The sequence below is a fragment of the Luminiphilus sp. nBUS_16 genome, from assembly GCF_051201645.1.
Taxonomy (GTDB): domain Bacteria; phylum Pseudomonadota; class Gammaproteobacteria; order Pseudomonadales; family Halieaceae; genus Luminiphilus.
In genome coordinates this window covers 1,080,770-1,100,786 of record NZ_CP179205.1, presented here as the reverse complement: position 1 = coordinate 1,100,786, position 20,017 = coordinate 1,080,770, and the positions used below count along the sequence as shown (strand labels likewise).

At 54.3% G+C, this 20,017-nt stretch carries 16 protein-coding genes; 7 read left to right on the top strand and 9 right to left on the bottom strand.

Annotated features, from left to right (window positions below; genetic code table 11):
- Window positions 1-91 precede the first annotated feature (91 nt).
- The 4 genes from ACMAY6_RS04960 to ACMAY6_RS04945 all read right to left on the bottom strand — a co-directional run bounded on the left by ACMAY6_RS04960 (window position 92) and on the right by ACMAY6_RS04945 (window position 7,094).
- On the bottom strand, window positions 92-4,309 hold the full coding sequence (locus ACMAY6_RS04960) for a fibronectin type III domain-containing protein (protein ID WP_435214959.1): 4,218 nt from the start codon (window positions 4,307-4,309) through the stop codon (window positions 92-94).
- A 690-nt stretch (window positions 4,310-4,999) separates the two neighbouring features.
- Complete coding sequence (locus ACMAY6_RS04955) at window positions 5,000-5,863, bottom strand: alpha/beta fold hydrolase (RefSeq protein WP_435214958.1); 864 nt, start codon at window positions 5,861-5,863, stop codon at window positions 5,000-5,002.
- Window positions 5,856-6,896, bottom strand: a complete 1,041-nt coding sequence (locus ACMAY6_RS04950) for a histone deacetylase family protein (protein ID WP_435214956.1) — start codon at window positions 6,894-6,896, stop codon at window positions 5,856-5,858. The genes ACMAY6_RS04955 and ACMAY6_RS04950 overlap by 8 nt, the downstream gene beginning before the upstream one ends.
- 6 nt (window positions 6,897-6,902) lie before the next feature.
- Window positions 6,903-7,094 (bottom strand): ferredoxin, encoded by a 192-nt coding sequence (locus tag ACMAY6_RS04945; protein ID WP_435214955.1) that lies wholly within the window; start codon window positions 7,092-7,094, stop codon window positions 6,903-6,905.
- A gap of 109 nt (window positions 7,095-7,203) precedes the next feature.
- Between ACMAY6_RS04945 and ACMAY6_RS04940 the strand changes: the two genes are divergently transcribed.
- A complete protein-coding gene (locus ACMAY6_RS04940; protein ID WP_435214953.1) occupies window positions 7,204-8,691 on the top strand; it encodes an aldehyde dehydrogenase family protein in 1,488 nt (495 codons plus the stop codon).
- 56 nt (window positions 8,692-8,747) lie between these two features.
- A complete protein-coding gene (locus ACMAY6_RS04935; protein ID WP_435214952.1) occupies window positions 8,748-9,161 on the top strand; it encodes a Zn-ribbon domain-containing OB-fold protein in 414 nt (137 codons plus the stop codon).
- 118 nt (window positions 9,162-9,279) lie between these two features.
- On the opposite strand, the gene ACMAY6_RS04930 is transcribed toward ACMAY6_RS04935, so the two are convergent.
- From ACMAY6_RS04930 to ACMAY6_RS04915, 4 genes are all read right to left on the bottom strand, one after another.
- On the bottom strand, window positions 9,280-10,227 hold the full coding sequence (locus tag ACMAY6_RS04930) for an alpha/beta hydrolase (RefSeq protein ID WP_435214950.1): 948 nt from the start codon (window positions 10,225-10,227) through the stop codon (window positions 9,280-9,282).
- A 28-nt stretch (window positions 10,228-10,255) separates the two neighbouring features.
- Window positions 10,256-10,909 carry an SDR family oxidoreductase gene (locus tag ACMAY6_RS04925; RefSeq protein WP_435214948.1) on the bottom strand — a complete coding sequence of 218 codons (654 nt, stop codon included), beginning with the start codon at window positions 10,907-10,909 and terminating at the stop codon, window positions 10,256-10,258.
- A gap of 63 nt (window positions 10,910-10,972) precedes the next feature.
- Window positions 10,973-11,299: a DMT family transporter gene (locus tag ACMAY6_RS04920; RefSeq protein ID WP_435214946.1), complete on the bottom strand. Its 327-nt coding sequence runs from the start codon at window positions 11,297-11,299 to the stop codon at window positions 10,973-10,975.
- Between the two features lie 35 nt (window positions 11,300-11,334).
- Entirely contained in the window at window positions 11,335-12,447 is a 1,113-nt protein-coding gene (locus ACMAY6_RS04915) for an NAD(P)-dependent alcohol dehydrogenase (protein ID WP_435214945.1), read from the bottom strand.
- A 132-nt stretch (window positions 12,448-12,579) separates the two neighbouring features.
- On the opposite strand from ACMAY6_RS04915, the gene ACMAY6_RS04910 reads away from it, so the two are divergent.
- The 4 genes from ACMAY6_RS04910 (at window position 12,580) to ACMAY6_RS04895 (ending at window position 17,409) form a co-directional block, all read left to right on the top strand.
- Complete coding sequence (locus ACMAY6_RS04910; protein WP_435214943.1) at window positions 12,580-14,232, top strand: hypothetical protein; 1,653 nt, start codon at window positions 12,580-12,582, stop codon at window positions 14,230-14,232.
- A gap of 26 nt (window positions 14,233-14,258) precedes the next feature.
- The gene (locus ACMAY6_RS04905; protein ID WP_435214942.1) at window positions 14,259-15,017 is read left to right on the top strand and encodes a DsbA family protein; all 759 of its coding nucleotides are present in this window, start codon (window positions 14,259-14,261) and stop codon (window positions 15,015-15,017) included.
- A 319-nt stretch (window positions 15,018-15,336) separates the two neighbouring features.
- Window positions 15,337-16,617 (top strand): FAS1-like dehydratase domain-containing protein, encoded by a 1,281-nt coding sequence (locus ACMAY6_RS04900; protein ID WP_435214940.1) that lies wholly within the window; start codon window positions 15,337-15,339, stop codon window positions 16,615-16,617.
- A gap of 39 nt (window positions 16,618-16,656) precedes the next feature.
- The gene (locus ACMAY6_RS04895) at window positions 16,657-17,409 is read left to right on the top strand and encodes an SDR family NAD(P)-dependent oxidoreductase (protein ID WP_435214938.1); all 753 of its coding nucleotides are present in this window, start codon (window positions 16,657-16,659) and stop codon (window positions 17,407-17,409) included.
- 44 nt (window positions 17,410-17,453) lie between these two features.
- Here the strand turns inward: ACMAY6_RS04895 and ACMAY6_RS04890 are convergent, their stop codons facing one another.
- Complete coding sequence (locus ACMAY6_RS04890) at window positions 17,454-18,638, bottom strand: thiolase family protein (protein WP_435214936.1); 1,185 nt, start codon at window positions 18,636-18,638, stop codon at window positions 17,454-17,456.
- 161 nt (window positions 18,639-18,799) lie between these two features.
- Between ACMAY6_RS04890 and ACMAY6_RS04885 the strand changes: the two genes are divergently transcribed.
- Window positions 18,800-20,017: a cytochrome P450 gene (locus ACMAY6_RS04885; protein WP_435214935.1), complete on the top strand. Its 1,218-nt coding sequence runs from the start codon at window positions 18,800-18,802 to the stop codon at window positions 20,015-20,017.

The window sequence follows — 20,017 nt, the reverse complement described above, 5'->3', positions numbered from 1 at the left end:
CTATTTTAACTATTATGCTACGTGCAACAGACCCCGCAGCCGTGGGAGGTGATAAAGAATACTCACCTGATCGGCAGCACTCTTATTTAAATTAGACTTTTTTTAAACGTCGATACCCCAAACCGCCGATCAGCACAGACAACAGGGCGAATAGCCAAAGCGGAAGCGGCACGGGCACTGCGGTGGCGGTGAATGTGAACGACACCGCCTCGGAGGGAGGACCTGCACCGTTTTCATTCACCGCTTTTAGCGTCAGCGAGTAGGCTTTACCGTTGGTCAAGCCCGCAACGGTAATTGGGCTCACCGCCACCGCAGGATTCAATGCCACAAACGTCACACCATCGACACTGTATTGATAGTTTGTAATAGGCTTACCGCCGTCGTCTCCGGCAGTAAAGGTAATGACTGCGGTGCCGTTATCCGCTGCGGCAGAGAGGCCTGTGGGCGCATCTGGCACGCCCGTGGGCACGGCCACCGCAACAGGGTCGCTGATTTTTCCGGATGTGGGATCTGCATCCAGAGGGCCATTGTCAGTGAGGTTGTAGCTAATCGTTTTGCCGCTGATAGTTGCACCCGCAATAACGCGCCATTGACCACCTTGATACTTGTAAGCAATGCCATCAGCTGGCGGGTCCTCACTCAGCGTGATGGCAACGGCCACTGTCTCCCCCGCATTGCAGTTCTCGAGGGTGAAATTAAGCATATTCACGTAGGCCAGTTTTACGTTTGCCTCTAGCGCGGGTGCTGGTGTCAGTGCCGCTGTGGCGATAGAGCAGCTACTGCCACTCTCTGGCGTAATGTTCAGATCGATTGTCTTACCGTCGTCCGTGATAATGGTGAGCTTGGGCTGGGGCAATGTTGCGGTCACCTGCGTCGAGTTTGCACCCGGACCCTTCGCATTAATCGCCCTGAGAGACACCTGATAGGTCTCACCATTACTTAACCCAGTAATGACCAATGAGCTGGCCGTGCTTGCTGGGCTCAAATTAAACCAAACCCCGCCATTGATTTGGTAGGCGTAGTTAGTAATTGCCGCGCCATTACTGCTGCCCGAAGTGAAGCTCACCGACAGCTGATTATCCCCGGGGGTGAGCACCACATTAGTGGGCGCAGCGGGGGGCGATGCCCCCGAGACAGGGGTAAAAGTAAGATTCGCAGAGGCCACGCTAAGCCCTACACTGGTTTGCGTTTTGAGCGCGACCGTGTGAGCTTGATCATTGGTAAGGCCAGTAATCGTAATGGGCCCGCTGTCATCGGGGGTACTTAACGGAACAAAATCATTACTGTCGACTTTGACGTAGTAATTCATGATGTCGGCACCATTGCCCGTGCCGCTGTTGGTAAAGTTAATCTCCGCGGAGCCATCGCCCACCGTTGCCGATAAATTCGTGGGAGGCAAGGGCGGGCCTACTGGCACAAAACTCACCGAATCCGACGCCTCACTGTAGAGCGTCTCGTCACCCAAGCCCGCGCTCAAGGTACGCATCACGAGTTTGTACCCTGTGCCGTTGGTCAGACCGGCGAGGGTAAAGGCCGCCACGCTATCGCCCACAGAAGTCCATTCGCCGTCATCCACTTGGTATTCATAGGCCAATACGGTTGCGCCAGAATTGTCGCCAGCGCTAAAGCTCAGCAGGACCTGACCGTCTCCGGGCGTCACGGATTGTATGGTTGGCGCCGGGGCAATCACGGCCGGCGGTACGGCCTCAAAATCGTAGGTAGCACCGTTGATTTCAAGAAAATCAAGGTAGGTTACGCTCGGTACATTACGCGTGCCCCCCCACCGAATGCGTTTGACCACCCGATCACCGTAAAACGCGATCCATTGGTTGAGGGTATAGGTGGCGCCGGCATTGGCGTCATTACTGTCGTTTTGATTATTGTTTTTGAACAGTGACGTCGCGGGGTCCACGGTGACGGTATTCCAAGCATTCGTCGTAGCCAAAGACTGTTTATTGACTTGTAAATAAAGCGCTTCCGCTCTTTCCCCGTCCAAACGATCGATGAGAATGCTCAACTGAGGATAGTTGCCCTTCGCGTCGTGCCACACCTCGTAGCTCAAACTCTCAATATCATGGAGTTTACCGAGGACCCGGCCCCCAGCATTAAGATCTTCAGCTTTGATTTCTGCTCGCCAAACATCACCCGAGTTCGCGAGGCTCGCATTTAAGCTCTTGGTGGTTCCCCCGTTTTTATCAGGGATGCCCGCCTGGTCACGCGCTTTGACATAATCAGAGGAAGCGCTCGACAGATAAAATCCACGGACGTCGGTACTGTCGACCGTCAGTGTGATGTCGGCAAAGTCAGCCCGAGGACGGAAGGCCACGGTGGCGCCCTCACCCACGCCCGAATTACTCACAGCACGCAGAAACAAGGTGTCCTCACGACCGTTTGTCAGCCCCGACGAGACAACAAACTGATAAGGCGATGCGATATTGCCCAGTGAAGTCCAGGTAGCGCCACTGCCGGCGTCGCCGTTTAAGCTATATTCATAGCGCGTAATCGCACTGTCACCGGGATCGCCCGGCGTAAACGTAAAGGTAATGCCCGCTTCGGTGCCAGGTGCTGCGACCAGGTCGGTGGGTGCCGATGGCGGCAACGGTAGCAGCCCCTCAAAATTGTAGGTGACACCGTTCACCTCGATTTGGTCGACGTAGGTGGTGTTTGTGGTTGCGCCTCCTCCAGAGCCCGTCTGCCACCGGACTAAATTGATCCGCCGGTCGCCGTACACGGCAATCCACTCAGACAACGTCTTTGTTTCGGATTTTTCCCCTTCAGAAAGATAAGAACTGCGGACAAGCGTTGCATCGAAGTCAATACTGACATCATTCCACCCGGCGACGAGTGGTGGCATTTGAGACATATCCACATCTAACTGCGCGACGGTTTTCCCGTCATCTGCAGTGGTGTTGCGCGCCATCTGAAATCCCAGCTTGGGATAAAACCCATTACCGCTGTGGTTCACCCTGAAGCTGAGACTCGTGAGATCAGAAAGCCGGTCAATCTTGCGGCCGCCATAGGCGCCGCCTTCCTTCACTTTTACGTCGGCCTTGTATTTTGCGGGGTTGAGCGCCAGTCCCCAATGGTCGCCTCCCTGGCCGGTTAATGAAGCGTTGATGCTGGCGATACCGCCCAGTCCGTCGGCAATACCGACTGCACTGCGGTCTTTCACATAGTCTGATGTCCAGCCTGCCAAATAGAAACCTCGAGGGGTTCCCGCTTCCACTGTGAGTCCAATGGCGGTGGTCGCTCTTCGTGGCGCGAAGATCACAACAGGGGATTCATCGCCCTCGCCCGCATTGCTGACGGCGCGCAGGCCCACGCGATAATCGGTCCCGTTGGTGAGACCAGTAATGGTGATAGGGGAGCTAGTGCCACCGGTCGACGTCCAATTACCCTCGCTCCAGTTCCCAGCGCCGTCCTGAGTGCCCAACTGATACTCGTAGCGGGTAATCGCCGAGGTGTTAGCCACGGCAGCGGTGAAGGCCACGGAGACTTGGCCGTCCCCCGGCGTTGCGATCACCTCAGTGGGCGGGCCCGGCGGCTGAAGAGGGGCGCCCTCAAAATTAAAGGTTCTGCCATTAATTTCGAGGTAATCGATATACGACGTAAAGTCTAAAGCGTTGTCTTTGCTGCCATAACCCCACTGAATCCGCTCAATTTCCAGCTCGCCATACTGGTCTATCCACTGATTAATCGTTTGCTTTTGATGCGTGTTGGGGTTAATCGGCGAGAATATGTCTAATGGGCCGCTGTGGCGAAATAGCGAGCCCGCACCACCCCTGCCCGTAAAATCGACGGTTACCGTGTCCCATTGACCCGGATTCAATCTCTGATTACCCGGCACAAAATTAAGATTCTCGTACTTTTTATAGTAAAACTCATCGCCCGGGGGACCCTGTGGCAGTGCTTTAAGAGTCACGATAAATCGGGGGTATGTCAGTGGGTCGCTGTGATGAATACGCCAGCTGATGCTGGAGAGGTGTTTCAGCTTCGTAACGCCCGATATTCCCGCGGCTTCAAAATCCGTTTGATGTAACCTCACCTTGCGGGTGTTACCCATCACGCCTGAGAGCGTAAAATTGAGCGACGCAGAGCCGCCATCATGATCTTGAATACCAGTGCCCGGAGCTTCCCCCACATCTGTTGTTTCAGGTCTGGCAATAAATTTCCAGCCTAAGAAATTGTTGGAAACATTGGCCTCCACCAAGGTTTCTTCTGCGGACGTTAGCGAGGCGCAGGCCAAAAGGCAGAGTGTTGCTATCTTTAAAATCAGATTAACCATATAAACTTCAACACCCTTTTTCACAGAACAACCCCGGTTTACAGCCGAGGTAAACGCGACCATGGGACCTAAAGTCCCGTCGCCGCAGGGTAGTGAGTTGAAGCATGAAAGTTAATGGCGTTGTTAAAAACTGTCGCTTAATGCTAAAGATTATGTTTTTTAATACATTGTGGGGCGTAGAGCACCAGCCACAACGTGCAAACTAGTGGGCCAACAAAAGAACGTAAAATTAATGTTTTGAGACTCATATAACTACAACAGCTCGCAGAGCACCGACCAATAGATGGATAACCGCAAATACGCGGTTTCATGGTGTATGCCCCAAGCCAGATACAAATACGAACCTAATGCACGTTGCCCGCTTTTGAAACAATTTAAGGTCAGTGGTTTACTTAAAATAGAGCTCAGCGGAGCCTATTGCACAGCACTTGAAAAGTTAACCGATTAACTAAATTTGTCACACAATGCTAAACAACTGTTAATTAATAAATATTCTCAAACAATAGTAATTTTCTATAATTTAAACCAAAGGCACGAGCGTGCTGAAATTTCGCGACTGCATACGGGAAGTTTTTACCCCCACGGAGTGGCGTCGCAACCAGTTCGGCCAAATCACTCAGACAAACACATGATTGCAACTGAGCAATATTCCATGGGTTTTATATTTTGACGCTTACGTTGCGATGAGCAGTCCTTGGGACGCCATTTAAGGTTTCATGCACTACCACATGAAGAGACGAGGAACTCTCGAATAACGGCGTTAAACTCGTCATTCTGATCGCCAACAACCATGTGCCCGGCTTCGGCAATATCTACAAAGTCGGCATGGGGTATCAGCTCCGCCAAGTGTGCCACCCCCTCCGCACTCACCACTCGGCTGCGCCCGCCCCGCATCACCAGCGTAGGCACATCAATCAACCTCGCGGCGGCTTCCATTCGCAGCGCCATGGTTTCAATGTCATCGGGAGAGCCTGCGCTACTGTGGATCGCAGGATCCCAATGCCAGTGGTAGCGTCCGTTGCTGCGTTGCCTCAGGTTCTTGAGCAGGCCATCTCGACTGGAACGCCGAGGGCGATAGGGCAAATACTGCCCAACCGCATGGGCCGCTGCGTCAATTGACACAAATCCGCCCGTGTTAGCTGACATAAAATCAATCACTTCCCGCAGGCCAAGCGTCTCCATGCGCGGCACAACGTCGACCAACACGAGTGCCCGTGCGGGGGGCAACTGCTGCTCACCCAGACCCACTAGCGATACCACACCACCCAATGAGGCCCCCACCAATATCGGCGACGAAACTAGGGTACCCATGATGAGCCCCAAATCGACCATATAGTCATCCAAGGTATAGCGGCCCTCGGGGCACCATTGACTCTCTCCATGGCCTCGCAAATCAGGCGATATCACCTTGTATCCCGCAGCCGCCAATTCTGAGAGGGCCTTGCTCCAGGAATGGCGCGTTTGGCCACCCCCGTGTAGCAAAATAACGGGCTGACCGTTCTCGGGCCCGGCCATATCTGCCACAAGGGTCAGACCACTCGCCGTTTCGAACCTTGTTTTCTGCCAGTGCTCAGCCAACTTCAGTCTTCACCTGAAATCCCTTCAAGACGTTGACCACATTAACCCCCACTTCGTCGACATCATAACCACCCTCCATCACGAACAAGGTGGGGATATCGATTGCGCCGATCATCTGGCCAGTAGTGAGAAAATTGGATGAGGTCAGCTTGAAAAAACTGATCGGGTCATTTTCGAAGGCATCGACACCCAAGGAAACCACCAAATACTGGGGTGAAAAATTGACTATTCGAGACAGGGCACTGACCAGAGCCTCTTGCCACTGCGCAAATACCGTCCCTGGTGGCATAGGATAGTTGTGGTTAAAGCCGGCCCCCAATCCAGTGCCGGTCTCATCGGCATAACCGAGAAAATGCGGAAACGCATCCTCAGGATTCCCATGCAGCGAGCAGAACAGCACATCATCGCGCTCATAAAAGATATCCTGAGTACCGTTACCGTGATGAAAATCGATATCGAGGATGGCCACACGCACAGCGCCTTGATCACGCAGATATTGCGCCGCGATGGCCGCATTGTTGAGAAAACAATAGCCGCCATACATATCCAACGCAGCATGGTGGCCGGGAGGGCGGCACAGGGAAAACACGCCGCACTCCCCTTTTAACAGGGCTTTCGCACCCGTGAGCGCCACGTCCTTGGACGCGAGCGCCGCCGCCCAGGTGCCCTCGGAGATCGATGTCTCCGCCGCCATGGCGTAGTAGCCCACCTTACCGTCAATGCACCGAGGCACTCGGGATTGCATACGTCGGGCTGGCCAAACATTGGCAATCACCTCTCCGGCGTAGCCAGCGTCCTGCCACTCCTGCCACGCAATCTGAAGAAACGCGACGTAGTCGGCGTCGTGCACTGCCAATACCGGATCCAAGGAAAACCACTCAGGACCTAAAACTTCGCCAAGGCCCGACTCTCGCACCACCCTGAGCACGACTTCAGCTCTTGACGGCTTCTCGAAGGGTCGCACCAGCTCTCCCCCGTGCAGCTCGGTCTTAGCGTCTCGCAGACGGTGCTGCTCGCTGTAAATCGTCTTCATACCGCGTTACTCAATAACGGTAATAGCGCCCTCGGGACACCAGGATGCGCCTAGTCTGGCGGCGTCCTCCTGCCCCTCAACCACAGTAAATTCGCCCATGCTGTTATAGCCGGTGTCGTCCAACTCATAGACTTCCGCCGCCTGAGAAGCACACATTGCATGCCCCTGGCATTTATCGCAATCCACTACAATCTTCATTAGCTGGCTCAAACTCCCTTTAAAAAATACCGTTAATCTGCTCATTATACTATACACTTATGTAAAGCATAATTATGATTAAGATCGCCGCAAACGCAGGATAAGAACCATGCCACTCAAAACAGACTACGAGTCACTTTACATCGGTGGCAGCTGGGTTAAACCTCAAGGCAGCGAAACCTACACCGTAATCAACCCTGCCACCGAGGAAGCCATTGGCGAGGTACCGGTTGCGACGGCCGCCGACGCCGACGCCGCCATTACCGCGGCCAGAGAAGCGTTCGACCATGGCCCTTGGCCGAAGATGGCGTGGCGTGAGCGCGCGGTGATTCTGCAGCGATTCCACGATGCCCTGATTGCCAGAAAAGATGAGATCGTTCAGCTCTGCGTCGCTGAAGCAGGGTCCATCATTCCCGTTGCCTCCATTATGCAGTTCGATATGGCTCTCGACGGCCTGCAGTACTATATCGACCAAATTCAGCGCCGCGAATTCGTCATACCCAGCTCCGTCTCGGCGCACACCAACTGGGCCACGGGGGGCGAAACCCTGGGCAGCACCGTCAAGGTCTACGAGCCCCTAGGCGTGTCCGTAGGCATTACCGCCTACAACTACCCGTTTTTCTTAAACCTGGCCAAACTGGGCCCTGCTTTGGCGTCTGGCTGCACCTTTATTCTCAAGCCTGCGCCCCAGACGCCTCTCGAGGCGATGATTCTGGGCGATATCGCAAACGAGGTGGGCATTCCCCCGGGAGTTTTCAGTATCGTCACTGGCGGCGTCGATGTGGGCGAAAAACTGACCACAGACTCGAGAGTCGACCAGATATCCTTCACCGGATCAGACAAAGTCGGCGCGATGATTCAGGCCCAGGGAGCCGCCACACTTAAACGGGTTGCCCTCGAGCTGGGGGGCAAATCTGCCATGATCGTCTGCGAAGACGCCGACCTGGAACAGGCGGCCTTCGCCGGGTTGATCCACCTAACCAACCAGTGCGGCCAGGGCTGCGTGCTGCAAACCCGACAACTGGTGCACAACACCATCAAGGATCAGTACCTTGAGATGTTAAAGGCCATGGCAAGTCAGGTAAAACTGGGCAACCCCGCCGACCCCGAGACCGGCATGGGGCCACTGATCAGTGCTGCGCAGCGCGAGCGGGTGCTCGCCTATATTGAACAGGGTAAGCGCGATGGCAATTCTCTGGTCTACGGCGGCAACATACCAACGGGCATGGCGCAGGGCTTTTTTATTGAGCCCACGATTTTCGACTGTCCCAGTAACAGTACTGCAATTGCCCAGGAGGAAATTTTTGGCCCGGTCGTCTGCGTTATTGGCTTTGATACCGAAGAGGAAGCCATTGCAATAGCCAACGACTCCCAATATGGCCTCAGTGGCGGTGTATTCTCGCAAGACCCGGGCAAGGCCTATCGCATTGCCATGCAGCTGCGCACCGGCGGCGTACTGATCAACGGAGGTGGCGGTCGGTTGAATCCCAGCGTACCCTTTGGCGGCTACAAGCGATCCGGCATCGGCCGCGAATACGGCGAAGAAGGCCTGAACGAGTATCTGGAAATCAAGGTCATCGATTTCCGGGCCGCCTGAACCTCACGTGCAAACCCGCGAAAACGGGCAACAAACATTCTTGCAAGGGTGAAACAGTGGGAATTCACGTACCAAGAACATTACCCGACATCGAGCCTCACACCGAGGCCTTCTGGACTGGAGGTCAGTCAGGCCATCTGATGATCAACCAGTGCCAGAGCTGCCAGCGGTACGTTCACCCCCCCGTGCCCATGTGCCCCTCCTGCCACAGCAGAGACGTTGTCGCGACCCCCGTGTCCGGCAAAGCCACCGTGGTGTCTTATACGGTAAACCATATGCCCTGGGTGCCAGATCTGCCCGTGCCCTATGTGTTCGCCGCCGTGGAACTCGACGAACAACCGGGCCTGCGACTCAGCACCGAAATCGTCAACATCGATCCGGAGGCTGTATTCATAGGTATGTCTGTAAAGGTAGTTTTCGAGCAACAGGAAGAGATCTACCTACCTCTGTTCGAACCGCAACTGCGCTAGGCGATTTACCTCGCAAATACCGACTCTCAAACACAAGCTTGTCTGCGGTGATCGCCGCCCTGCTCTCGGGAGTCGGACTGACATTCATTGCAACCCTGTGAATGACCGGGAACGCCAACTAGTTCGGGTTACTGCGATCTTGATTGAGATCCAGCTTTCGTCCTAGGAAAGCGAACACTGCGTCCCAGTGCAGCCGGCCCGGCGGGGACGCCGGCAACAGTGTTTCCATACCGTGCACCCCCCCCTCGGTGACAAACAACTCACAAGCGACCCCGTCGGATTGCAGTCGCTCGGCGTAGGTCACGCACTCCTCATGGAACAAATCCAAATCGCCAATGGTCAGCAAAGTCTCGGGCAGGCCGGCGAGCGATTCCCGGCGTGCCGCTACAGCGTGGGTGGGGGCCTCGGGCAAACCGGGATCCTGTCCCAGGTACTGTTGCCATCCCCCCCAGTTGTTGCGGTTGTTCCACACGAAATGCTGCTCCGCCGTTAAGTCCTCACGTGTGGCGGTGCGATCGTCAAGCATGGGGGCCAATAGCCATTGCGCCACGGGGGGTGGGCCACCCTCATCGAGTAATCGCTGCGCCAGCGTCGCGGCCAGCCCACCACCGGCGCTCTCACCGGCGACAACGACCCGCTGCGGATCGATACCTAGCTCTACACTGTGCTGTTGCAGCCATTCCCAGCTAGCCACACAATCATCCAGCGCCGCGGGAAAGGCGCTTTGGGGCGCTGAGCGGTAATCGACCGATACCACGGTAATACCCAGGGCATCCACGAGGCGACGGCAGGTAGCATCGTCAGTATTGGCGCTAAAGCACAAATAACCGCCGCCGTGAATCCACAACAGCGCGGCATCGCTTGCCGGACTTGCCGGCTGGTATATCTTGCTACGTGATGGTCCATGCACTGCCCAACGAACTGTGGTCTGTGCATCCCCCCTAAAGGGGGGTATCAGCTTCACCAAAGCGTTCACCAGCATGCGAACAGGCGGCCAATGATAGGGCAGCGCCGGGATCCAACGCGCCGAACTTTGATAGTCAGGGTGTACTTTATTGAGCTTCATTTCGACCGTTTCCGCGAGCGTAAAAATACTATCTTTGGAGCGACATCACGGCATCCTGCACCGGAATATCACCGTCTGTAATCTCTATAATTTCTCGACGAATAGCGGGGGTATCGATGAGGGCTGCCAACATCCTGGCGACGTTGCCTCGAGCTACGGAACCGTAGCTAATGGCCAGTCCTGCGTTTACCCTGCCATTACCGTCCTCACTGACAAGCGTTCCGGGGCGCAGAATGACCCAGTCTAATTCCGATTGAGCCAAAGCATTGTCTGCCTGTCGCTTCACTTTCATATAGTGCTCGAAGCCGTCTTTTCTCGGCTGAGCGCGACCCGCATCCATAAAGGCGGAGACCAAATAGACACGCGCTATACCATTTGCCCGGGCTGCATGAACAGTTTTAATGACACCTTCCCCATCGATGGCGGTGGTCCGCTCAGGCCCACTGCCAGCGGCACCGGCCGAGAATACAACGACATCGCAATCCCGCGTGGCTGCAGCCAAGTCTTCCACTGACATGAACATAATGTCACCAAGCCAAGGGGTAATACCTGCACTCAGCAGTTTATCTGCTTGGTCAGGGTGACGATGTAGCCCTGTCACCCCGTGTCCTGCTTCAACCAGCATTGGACCCAGTCTTGAACCCACGCCTCCGGTAGCACCAATAATGAACACCTTACTCATACTTTATTCCGCGTTAGAGACCCAGTAACTGAAGCATGCCTCGACATTGTTTCTGGGGCCTTCTTAAGTGTCTGCGCTGGAAAATACCCGCAGGACAACAACGCCACTAATAATCAGGGCGATACCCAAAATGGCCGCTAAATCCATTTTTTGGCCGAAGACCACTGCGCCCACGATGGTTATTAGTACAATGCCGAGCCCAGCCCACAGTGCATAGGCGACACCTATCGGAATCGTTTGGAGGACAAGCGAGAGAAAGTAGAACGAAGCGCCGTAGCCCGCCATTACCAGCAGCGTTGGCAGCAGCTTGGAAAAACCTTGTGACTCCTTGAGTGCACTTGTTGCTAGCACTTCAGCCACTATTGCGATTGCCAGGTACCAATAGCCCATATTGCTCTCCGAAAAAACTACGCCGATGATGGCCTTTAAGGCCGCAAAACCGCCTTGATCACTTTCCCCTGCTCAGTGTCTTCGACCGCTTTATTGATGTCTTCGAGTTTGTAGAATGTGATCAGCTTGTCAAACGGGAAGCGGCCCTGTTTGTATAACTCTATCAACCTGGGGATGAATACATCGGGAACACTGTCACCTTCGATGATGCCGCGCAGGCTGCGGCCAAACATAATACTGTTCATATCGATCGCACACTCTGTGCCCACAGGCGATACGCCAATGAGACCACATACCCCGGTCAACGTCAGAGAATCCACAGCTTGCCGGAGGACCTCGGGTATCCCTGTGCACTCCAGCGTGTAGTGAACACCCGTCGGCCTGATTTGATGGATACCCTCGATGGGGTCGCCCTGGGTCGGATCGATAGCATGGGTAGCACCTAATTCACGCGCCAACTCAAGGCGCGAAGCATTGGGGTCGACGGCGATGATTTGACTACATCCTGCGACCTTTGCCGCCATCACTGCGGCGAGCCCTACAGAGCCGCAGCCAAATATCGCAATACTCATACCGGGTCGCGGATTGAGCGAGTTCATTACGGCGCCGGCTCCGGTCTGAACGCCGCAGCCCAGCGGACCCAATAGATCGAGCGGAACGTCGTCGGGTACCTTAACCGTGTTCTTTTCAGTGGCTAAGGCATGGGTTGCAAAAGAGGATTGATTGAAGAAGTTACCGTGAATAACTTCACTACCCTTGCGCAGGGTTGTGGAGGCATCGCGACGAGTCGCGGCGAAGTTACAACCGTAGAGCTCGTGGCAGTATCCCGGACTGTGTTCGAGGCAAGGCTCACATTCACCACAGGAGAGATAGCTGAGCACAACGCGATCGCCAGGCTTCACCTTAGTGACTGACTCCCCGACGCTCTCGACAATGCCAGAGCCCTCATGGCCAAATACACAGGGTAAGGGCACTGGAAAATACTGATCTCGACACACGAGGTCTGTATGGCAGACTCCAACACCTGCTATTCGTACGAGAACCTCGTCACGGCGTGGCGTCTCTAGGCACAAATCCTCAATATGAAATTCCCCGGACTTCTCGCGTATGACGGCTGCTTTCACGCCGATTGATGCTTCACTTGGCATGGTTTCTACCCTTGGTAATTATTTGACCCGTTATCTCAAGATTTCTTTTCACACTTTACATGTCATATGACATGCCGGATACTATCATCCGTTCATTTTTGTTATCAATCGTGTAAAGCAGAAACAACAAGCATGCATTTAAAAAAGGCAGTTGCCGCATTCCTCGCATCAACAGCTCTGGCAATCGCGCTTCTTATCCCACGCGCGGGCCTCGCTGCCGATCCAGATCCTGACCCAGCAAGTTATCCCGCACTCTCGACCCAGCAGATGGGCCATGTGCGCCACATGATTAATTTGGCAAACCAGCTTGATGGCGATTTCTCGCTAATGGGTGAAACTGATCCCGTCTACTATATGAACTTCCACGCATACCAGTTTCAGATTGCCTTTGCGCAATACGCCTTAGCTACTACTCACTATCACTATACACCCGCCCATCGCGATCTTTACCAAAACGCATCGGCGAGACTGATTCAGAGGATGATCTACAAAGATGTGTGGGACTATTGGGCACATGTGAGCAAATTTGATCTAACGGACCGCACTGAAATCGAAGCCGGTATGGAGGCCATGACCACCTATACCGAAGATGACTGGTACGGCTGGATCGACCCCAATATTAAAAAGAACATTATGTATAGCGGTCATCTTTTACAGATGGTGGGCCTGCACCAAAACTTGTTCGACGACAATCGCTACGAGGAACCGGGCGCTCTCACATTTCGCTTCGCACCGGTTGAATATGGCCAGGGTCCCATCGAAATGAAATATGACTTCAATCGACTGACCAAGGTCATCGCCAATCAATTTGAGGAGGATCATTACCGCGGTATTGAGTGCGAGCGCAATGCCGTTTACGCCGAGTGCAACCAGCACCCTATTCTCGGCCTTATGTCCTACGACCTAGAAAATGGTACGGAGCTTTCGGTAAAGGTCCGCAAAGAGTTTAAGAAGGTTATGCAAAAGCGTAACTATATTGACCCCGAAACAAATACCACGATGTATTTTATGAAAGTTAAAGAGGATGAAGTTGTCCCTGCAACCTATGCCTGGGCTGATGGTTGGAATGGTCACGCCCAGCACGTTTGGGACAAGGAATATATCGAGAGCATTTATCCAGATCAGAAAGAACGCTACTTTCCATCATTGCTAAGAGGCTGGCCCTTCGAAAACATGGGGTGGGGCGTTTCGTTCGACTTCGGTTTTTTTGCCCTCTTAGCTTCTGAGGTTGGCGATACTGACACGGTACAGACAATGATCGATTACGCCGACGCGCACTTCGAGCCGACGTGGAAGGACGGGGGCTACTACTATCCGCACACAAGGTTTTATATATACAACTTCTTTCGGGACTGGCTGGGGTACATTCATAACGTGGGTCCGTTGACGGGCAACGTCCTAGTCGGCTTTGCGAGCATCAATCCGAAAGACGGACTCTGGGAGATCTATAACCGACCCTGGGAGAAGTCCCACTTCGCAGACCCGTTCATCAGCGATATCGACTACCTTGAAGCCAGTGTCACGCAGGCCGTTTTTGATCGCGAAAAAGACGCTCTTGTCGTAACGCTAGTCGCTGGACCTGTAGCAAGCAGCACCGTCTCGTTCACAGTCCGTCAGTTGGGAACGGACAAGACCTATGCGTTACTAAAGGACGGAGCATATCTGGGTGACATCAGTAAAGGCGGCCCGTTACCTCCGGGGACCTCATGGCAGGAGGACGGCTCCCTGCTCATTACAACAGCATTACGCGAGTCGCACTCTTTTGTTATCAAGGCGAATCAGTAGCGCACTGCCAGGAAGCCAAAAACTGCATGTACCGTGCCCTAAGAAATTTTGTCGCGCTCATCTTGGTCCTCGCCGCCGTAGCCTGTGGCTCCAGTGACTCCGGTCCATCCTCAACGGGTAATATTGATCCCGACCTGGTGAGAGAATACCTCCTCATGCATCCTGACATCGTGTTCGACGATGAAGCAGTGAGCGATGCGATCCGTAGAGCACTGTTACGCCGCGGACAAGGTCGGGTTGCCGAGGAACGACAATCAATATTAAGCGCTCACCAGGAATTGTTGGTATCACCGCTCACGCCCTCTTCAGGCAGCACAAACACAGATATCACCATTATCGAGTTTTACGACTATCAGTGCGTTCCGTGCAGGGTCAGTTACCCTGAGCTACAACAGGTCCGCGCCACAGAGCCCGGTATTCGCTATGTATACGGCCAACTTCCCATCTATGGCAGCCACTCGATCATGGCTGCGCGGGCAGCCGTCGCTGCTCACCGGCAGGGCCTCTTTCCGGAATTCCATCACGCTTTGATGACGATAGATTCAGAGCTGGATATGACACTGATTTTCGCCACAGCTGCAGAAGTCGGGCTCGACGTCGAAACACTGCAGGTGGATATGCGCGACCCGCAGGTCCATCAATACCTAAAGGAGATGCGCGCGCTGGCAGAAGTCCTCGACATCACGGGCACACCTTCGTTCATCATAGGTGGTGCAAAGCTGAGCGGCGGGATAACCGCTGGCGATCTCAAAAGCGAACTCGATCGTCAGCGCAATCAGATTTAAGACGTTCGCCAGCGCTAACCAATCGTAACGTATGAGGTGCTTTGTGATTAAAAAGGCAAACCCTGCCTACAAACCTGAACCAGTTTCAAGCGGAAGATAGCCCCGCTAATGGCAGCTGAACGAACTGAGCAGGGGTAGCTCGTCTCATCACCCACGGCAACTCTGAAACCCGGGCCAGCGTACACGCGGTGATTGATACTGGCTCTAGCACAGCAGGAGAACCCCCTGCCTATGTCACCAACAATCTCGCCGCCCTATATTACTAGTCACTACTGTAAAGCTAATATACAATACAGATCTGTTAATAGGAACTAAGCCAATGAGTGCCAAACAAAGCGAGCCAGCAGATGCGGGAAAAATTACTCACTCGACACTGCACAGGATGCAAGAACGCGTTGGCATAGAAGTACCGGAACCCCGCCGTTACCACAATGACGTGGTTACCCAGGACGGCTCGCGCCATTTCTGCTGGGGCTATGGCGATGACAACCCGCTCTACTGTGATGCCAACTATGCCAAAGATTCCCGCTGGGGTGGCCTGATCACCGCGCCGGGGTTTACCTACACCATGGGAGAAAATGACGTCCCTCCCCTGCCCCCGGAACTTAAGAAAAAGCTTAAAGGGGACCCACTCAGCGGGCTGGGTGCCTATCAGGCAGAAATGACTTTCGAATGGTGGAAGCCGTTAAAGGAAGAGGATCGCTGCTACTTGCGTAAGGCCCTGGTCGGCACCCGACTGACAGAGGGTCGCTTCGGCGGCAAGTCGATTCATGAGGTACGCGGGATCTTCCAGCGAAACCAAGATGGGGAGCCTGTCGCCGCACGGCGAGGGCTGTTTATCGCTAACGAACGCAACCAGGCCAAGGGTGACCAAAAGCCCGAGAAGAAAAAGAAGATCATGTCACTACCCGAGCCCTACAGTGATGAGGAACTTGCTGAAATCGATGCCTGCTACGAGGCAGAGAACGACATTCGCAGAGGGGCAAGCCCCCGCTACTGGGAAGATGTAACTGTAGGTGAGACCCTGCCAAAAATGGTTAAGGGCCCGCTCAAACTCACCGACCTGATTCTCTGGCACATGGGATGGGGCCTGCAGATTTCGCCCCCGGGGGCGTTCAAGCTGACACACGACGTACGCAAAAAAATACCCAGTCTGTTCCCTAAGGATCACCTCGGGGTACCCGATACGGTGCAGCGCTGCCACTGGCAGGAAGACTGGGCAAAGGAACTTGGTTTCCCGGGGCCCTACGACTATGGCGGTCAACGCGAGGTATGGCTCACCCACCTAATGACCAACTGGATGGGGGACGACGGCTGGTTGTGGAAATTTTCAGTGCAGCACCGGAAGTTCAACTTTCTGGGTGACACCTCATGGCTACATGGCGAGGTGACTGACAAACAGGAGCGGGACGGCCGATTTGAGGTGCACCTAGACGTGTGGTGCGTGAACCGGGCAGGTGAAAAATCTAGCCTGGGCAACGCCGTCATCCTGCTCCCCTCAAAGGAGCATGGCGAGGTTCTACTACCACAGCCGCCAGCGAACAATCTTACCGATCTGATTCAGTTCGAGGTCGCCAAATACAATCAGGAACACGCCTAATACCGATCTGCGGTCGAGCAGTCACTGACGGAGAGAAACATGGATTTACAGCATAAAATCGCCATCATCACGGGCGGCTCGGGCGGCCTGGGCATGGCCGCAGCGAAGGCGTTTCTCGCCAAGGGTGCCAAGGTCGCGGTCTTTGACCTACAGGAGGGTGACGTCAAGACACTGGTCGAAGCACACCCCGGACAGATCAAGTATTACGAGACTAATGTCATCAGCGAAGAGAACGTTGCGACCAATATTCATCAGGTTGTGGAAGACTTCGGCGCTATTCATGTCTGCATCAACTGCGCAGGCTTCGGCCCCAGTGCAAAAACCTACAGTAGCCGTAAGGGTCCACACCCACTGGACCAGTTCCAAAACGTCATTAATGTAAACCTAGTGGGCACTTTCAATGTGCTGAGGCTCGCCGTCGAAAAGATGAGTGCCAACGAAGGTGAAGAAAAAGGCGTTGTTATCAACACCGCCTCCGTGGCCTACATGGATGGTCAGAAGGGCCAGGCTGCCTATAGCGCCAGTAAGGCTGGCATTGTTGGCATGACCCTGCCTATCGCCCGGGATCTCGCCGAGCTGGGCGTACGCATCAACGTGATTGCGCCGGGACTGATGGGTACCCCCGCCATGATGGCCATGCCAGAAGATTTTCGCCAGGGGCTGGAGCGCATGGTGCAGTATCCGAAGCGCTTGGGACAGCCCGAGGAATTCGCCCTGCTGGCGACCCAAATTGCCGAGAACCCTTACCTTAATGGCGAAACCATTCGTCTCGACGGTGCCATACGCATGTAATGGGATTAGAAATTCGAGCTAGCCCGCGCCCACACTGGGCAATGCTAGTCTGTTCTGAGCAGGAAACAGGAACCGAGCGGGCCACCGCCGTTCGCCACAGCAGCCACCTTTGGACGCCTGGCCAACTGCCGTTCACCCGCCTCTCCCCTGAGTTGCATAATCGCCTCGTAAAAGTAGCCAAAGCCATGGGTGCGCCCCCCTGATAGCTGGCCGCCATTGGTATTCAGCGGTAGCCTACCCTCTCGAGCTATATTGCCCCCGCCCTTCAGAAAATCACTGGCCTCGCCCCTGCCGCAGAAACCCAGCGCCTCTATCCAAGACAACGTTAACATGGAAAAGCCATCGTACAACTGCGCCGTTTCAACATCTGCAGGGGTCAGATCTGTCTGCGACCACATCGCGCAGGCTGCGTCGTGGGCAGCCATCTCGGTCAGATTTGGAGAATAGTTGTCCCAGGAATCCTGCCCGTGCAACGCACAACCCATCGACTCAAGATACACAGGGCTGGCAACATCCTGCGCGGCTTCGGCACGGGATACAATAATCGCCGTACTGGCATCTACCGGCACATCACAATCGAACAGGCACAGCGGCGAACTGATCATGCGTGCGCTCAGATAATCATCCATATCGAGCGCCTCAGTAAATACCGCCTTGGGATTCAGCGCCGCATTGCGCCGATTGTTGATCGCAATCTCGCCCAATGTTTCACGAGTTGTACCAAAATCATGAAAGTGCCGCTGGGCATAAAGCGCAACGGTATTTACGGCTGAGTAACCCCTGAAGGGCACCATCCATTGGAAGGGACCCGAAATTCGATCACCCCCCGTTCCTGAAACACTAGCCTTGCGATCCGCTGTAACCGACGAAGCCTCCGTCACCGTACGAAATACCAAAACGTGGCGACACAGGCCACTGGCCACAGCAGCACAGGCATTAACGATCGCCCCGGCTTGGGCCGGCCCTTCCCAACCGGCGGAGTGCCAACTCAACTTAAGCCCCATGGCATTCTTCACGTCAGCCAGCGCTACCGGACCAAACCCGGGAGAAATGTCTTTGCGTACCCCGGGGTATGAGCAGAGACCATCAATATCCGAAACACTCAGGCCAGCATGGGCAATGGCTTCCAGTGAAGCATCGAGCGTCAAGTCAATTGCAGATCGCTCAAGCTTGCGACCGACCGCCGATTGCCCTGCTCCGCTGAAAACAACCCGTTTCGAATCTAGCAAGAAGCCATCCCATTTCCCGTGCAAAAAGGCGCATGCGTAAACGGTAGCGCCGTCATATCGATTGCCTGAATTTAACTTTACAGCTGTGTACAGTTTATGTAATCTTTGAGCCTATCACAAGCTTACAACAAGCCCTCCTGCTGACTTACAGGCGCACCAGTATGACCCACATGTTCGATTACACGGTACCTGACCATGTCCCGCAAGAATTGGTCTTACCTCTGGACGGCGAAACTCACCCGGAACTGAAGAAGAATCCATTCGAAGTATTTGCCAATCTGCACAAAGAAGCGCCACCCATTTTCTACAATCCAGCCGCTTTTCAAGGTGCCGGTGGCTGGTCGATTTCTGACGGCACTATCATGAAGGAAGTTCTGCAAAGCCCCGAGCTTTTTTCCTCTAAAAATGGCACAGGCTTTTCCTTTCTGCTGGGCCAGGAACTTGATCTAATCCCCCTCGAAATCGATCCGCCCGAACACATAAAATACAGAATTCATTTCAATAAGCCGCTGTCGCCACGAGAAATCGCGCCCAGAGAGGATGCCGTGCGCGCCACAGCCGTAACGCTACTGAAAAAGTTTCAAGCGCAAGGCCGATGTGAATTTATTGATGACTTTGCCGTGCAATTTCCAGTGCGAATATTTATGGATCTGTTCGGGATGCCGCCTTCGGACTTCGACAAAATCCTCGACTATGAATACAAACTGCTGCATGTCTCCAACACCATTGAAACCCGCGCTCAGGCGGCTCGGGATATCTACAATTACCTCGTTGACATGCTGGCGACAAAGCGCGCTGATCCTGCAGAAGATCTTGCCACAGCAATTCTCGGTTTTACGGTGGACGATCGTGAGCTCACCGACAAGGAGATACTGGGCATGTATTTCCTGCTGTTTGTCGGCGGATTAGATACGGTTGCCTCATCGTTGGGCTTCGCCTGGCGCTATCTCGCGGCGAATCCAAAAGCACAGCAGCAGCTGCGGGACAACCCGCATCTGATCCCTGGCGCTATCGAAGAATTTTTCCGAATGCACTCGGTGGTAGAAGTGAGGCGCAGCGTCACCGAAGACGTTGTCTTTCACGGCGTACAGTTGAAAAAAGGCGATTTCGTCAACTGCATTACAGCGGTCGCCAGTCTCGATGAAAAGGAGTTTGAAAATTCCTTGGAAGCGAACTTCGAGCGATCTCCCAACCGGCACTGTGCCTTTGTTTTTGGACCACACCGCTGCATGGGCTCTAACCTTGCCAGGCTTGAGATGCGGGTGGCACTGGAGGAATGGCTTAACCGTGTGCCGGCATTTGGCATCGAGGAAGGCGCTGAAATTGATGTCAACCTAGGTGCCGTTGTCTCTCTAGCGAGGCTGCCACTGACCTGGTGA

Excerpts from the sequence above, each read along its gene's own strand:
- ACMAY6_RS04930 (WP_435214950.1), bottom strand. The coding sequence starts at position 10,227 with ATGAAGCTCAATAAAGTACACCCTGACTATCAAAGTTCGGCGCGTTGG.
- ACMAY6_RS04945 (WP_435214955.1), bottom strand. The coding sequence starts at position 7,094 with ATGAAGATTGTAGTGGATTGCGATAAATGCCAGGGGCATGCAATGTGT.
- ACMAY6_RS04905 (WP_435214942.1), top strand. The coding sequence starts at position 14,259 with ATGTACCGTGCCCTAAGAAATTTTGTCGCGCTCATCTTGGTCCTCGCC.
- ACMAY6_RS04910 (WP_435214943.1), top strand. The coding sequence starts at position 12,580 with ATGCATTTAAAAAAGGCAGTTGCCGCATTCCTCGCATCAACAGCTCTG.
- ACMAY6_RS04950 (WP_435214956.1), bottom strand. The coding sequence starts at position 6,896 with ATGAAGACGATTTACAGCGAGCAGCACCGTCTGCGAGACGCTAAGACC.
- ACMAY6_RS04900 (WP_435214940.1), top strand. The coding sequence starts at position 15,337 with ATGAGTGCCAAACAAAGCGAGCCAGCAGATGCGGGAAAAATTACTCAC.
- ACMAY6_RS04920 (WP_435214946.1), bottom strand. The coding sequence starts at position 11,299 with ATGGGCTATTGGTACCTGGCAATCGCAATAGTGGCTGAAGTGCTAGCA.
- ACMAY6_RS04915 (WP_435214945.1), bottom strand. The coding sequence starts at position 12,447 with ATGCCAAGTGAAGCATCAATCGGCGTGAAAGCAGCCGTCATACGCGAG.
- ACMAY6_RS04940 (WP_435214953.1), top strand. The coding sequence starts at position 7,204 with ATGCCACTCAAAACAGACTACGAGTCACTTTACATCGGTGGCAGCTGG.
- ACMAY6_RS04895 (WP_435214938.1), top strand. The coding sequence starts at position 16,657 with ATGGATTTACAGCATAAAATCGCCATCATCACGGGCGGCTCGGGCGGC.
- ACMAY6_RS04885 (WP_435214935.1), top strand. The coding sequence starts at position 18,800 with ATGACCCACATGTTCGATTACACGGTACCTGACCATGTCCCGCAAGAA.
- ACMAY6_RS04925 (WP_435214948.1), bottom strand. The coding sequence starts at position 10,909 with ATGAGTAAGGTGTTCATTATTGGTGCTACCGGAGGCGTGGGTTCAAGA.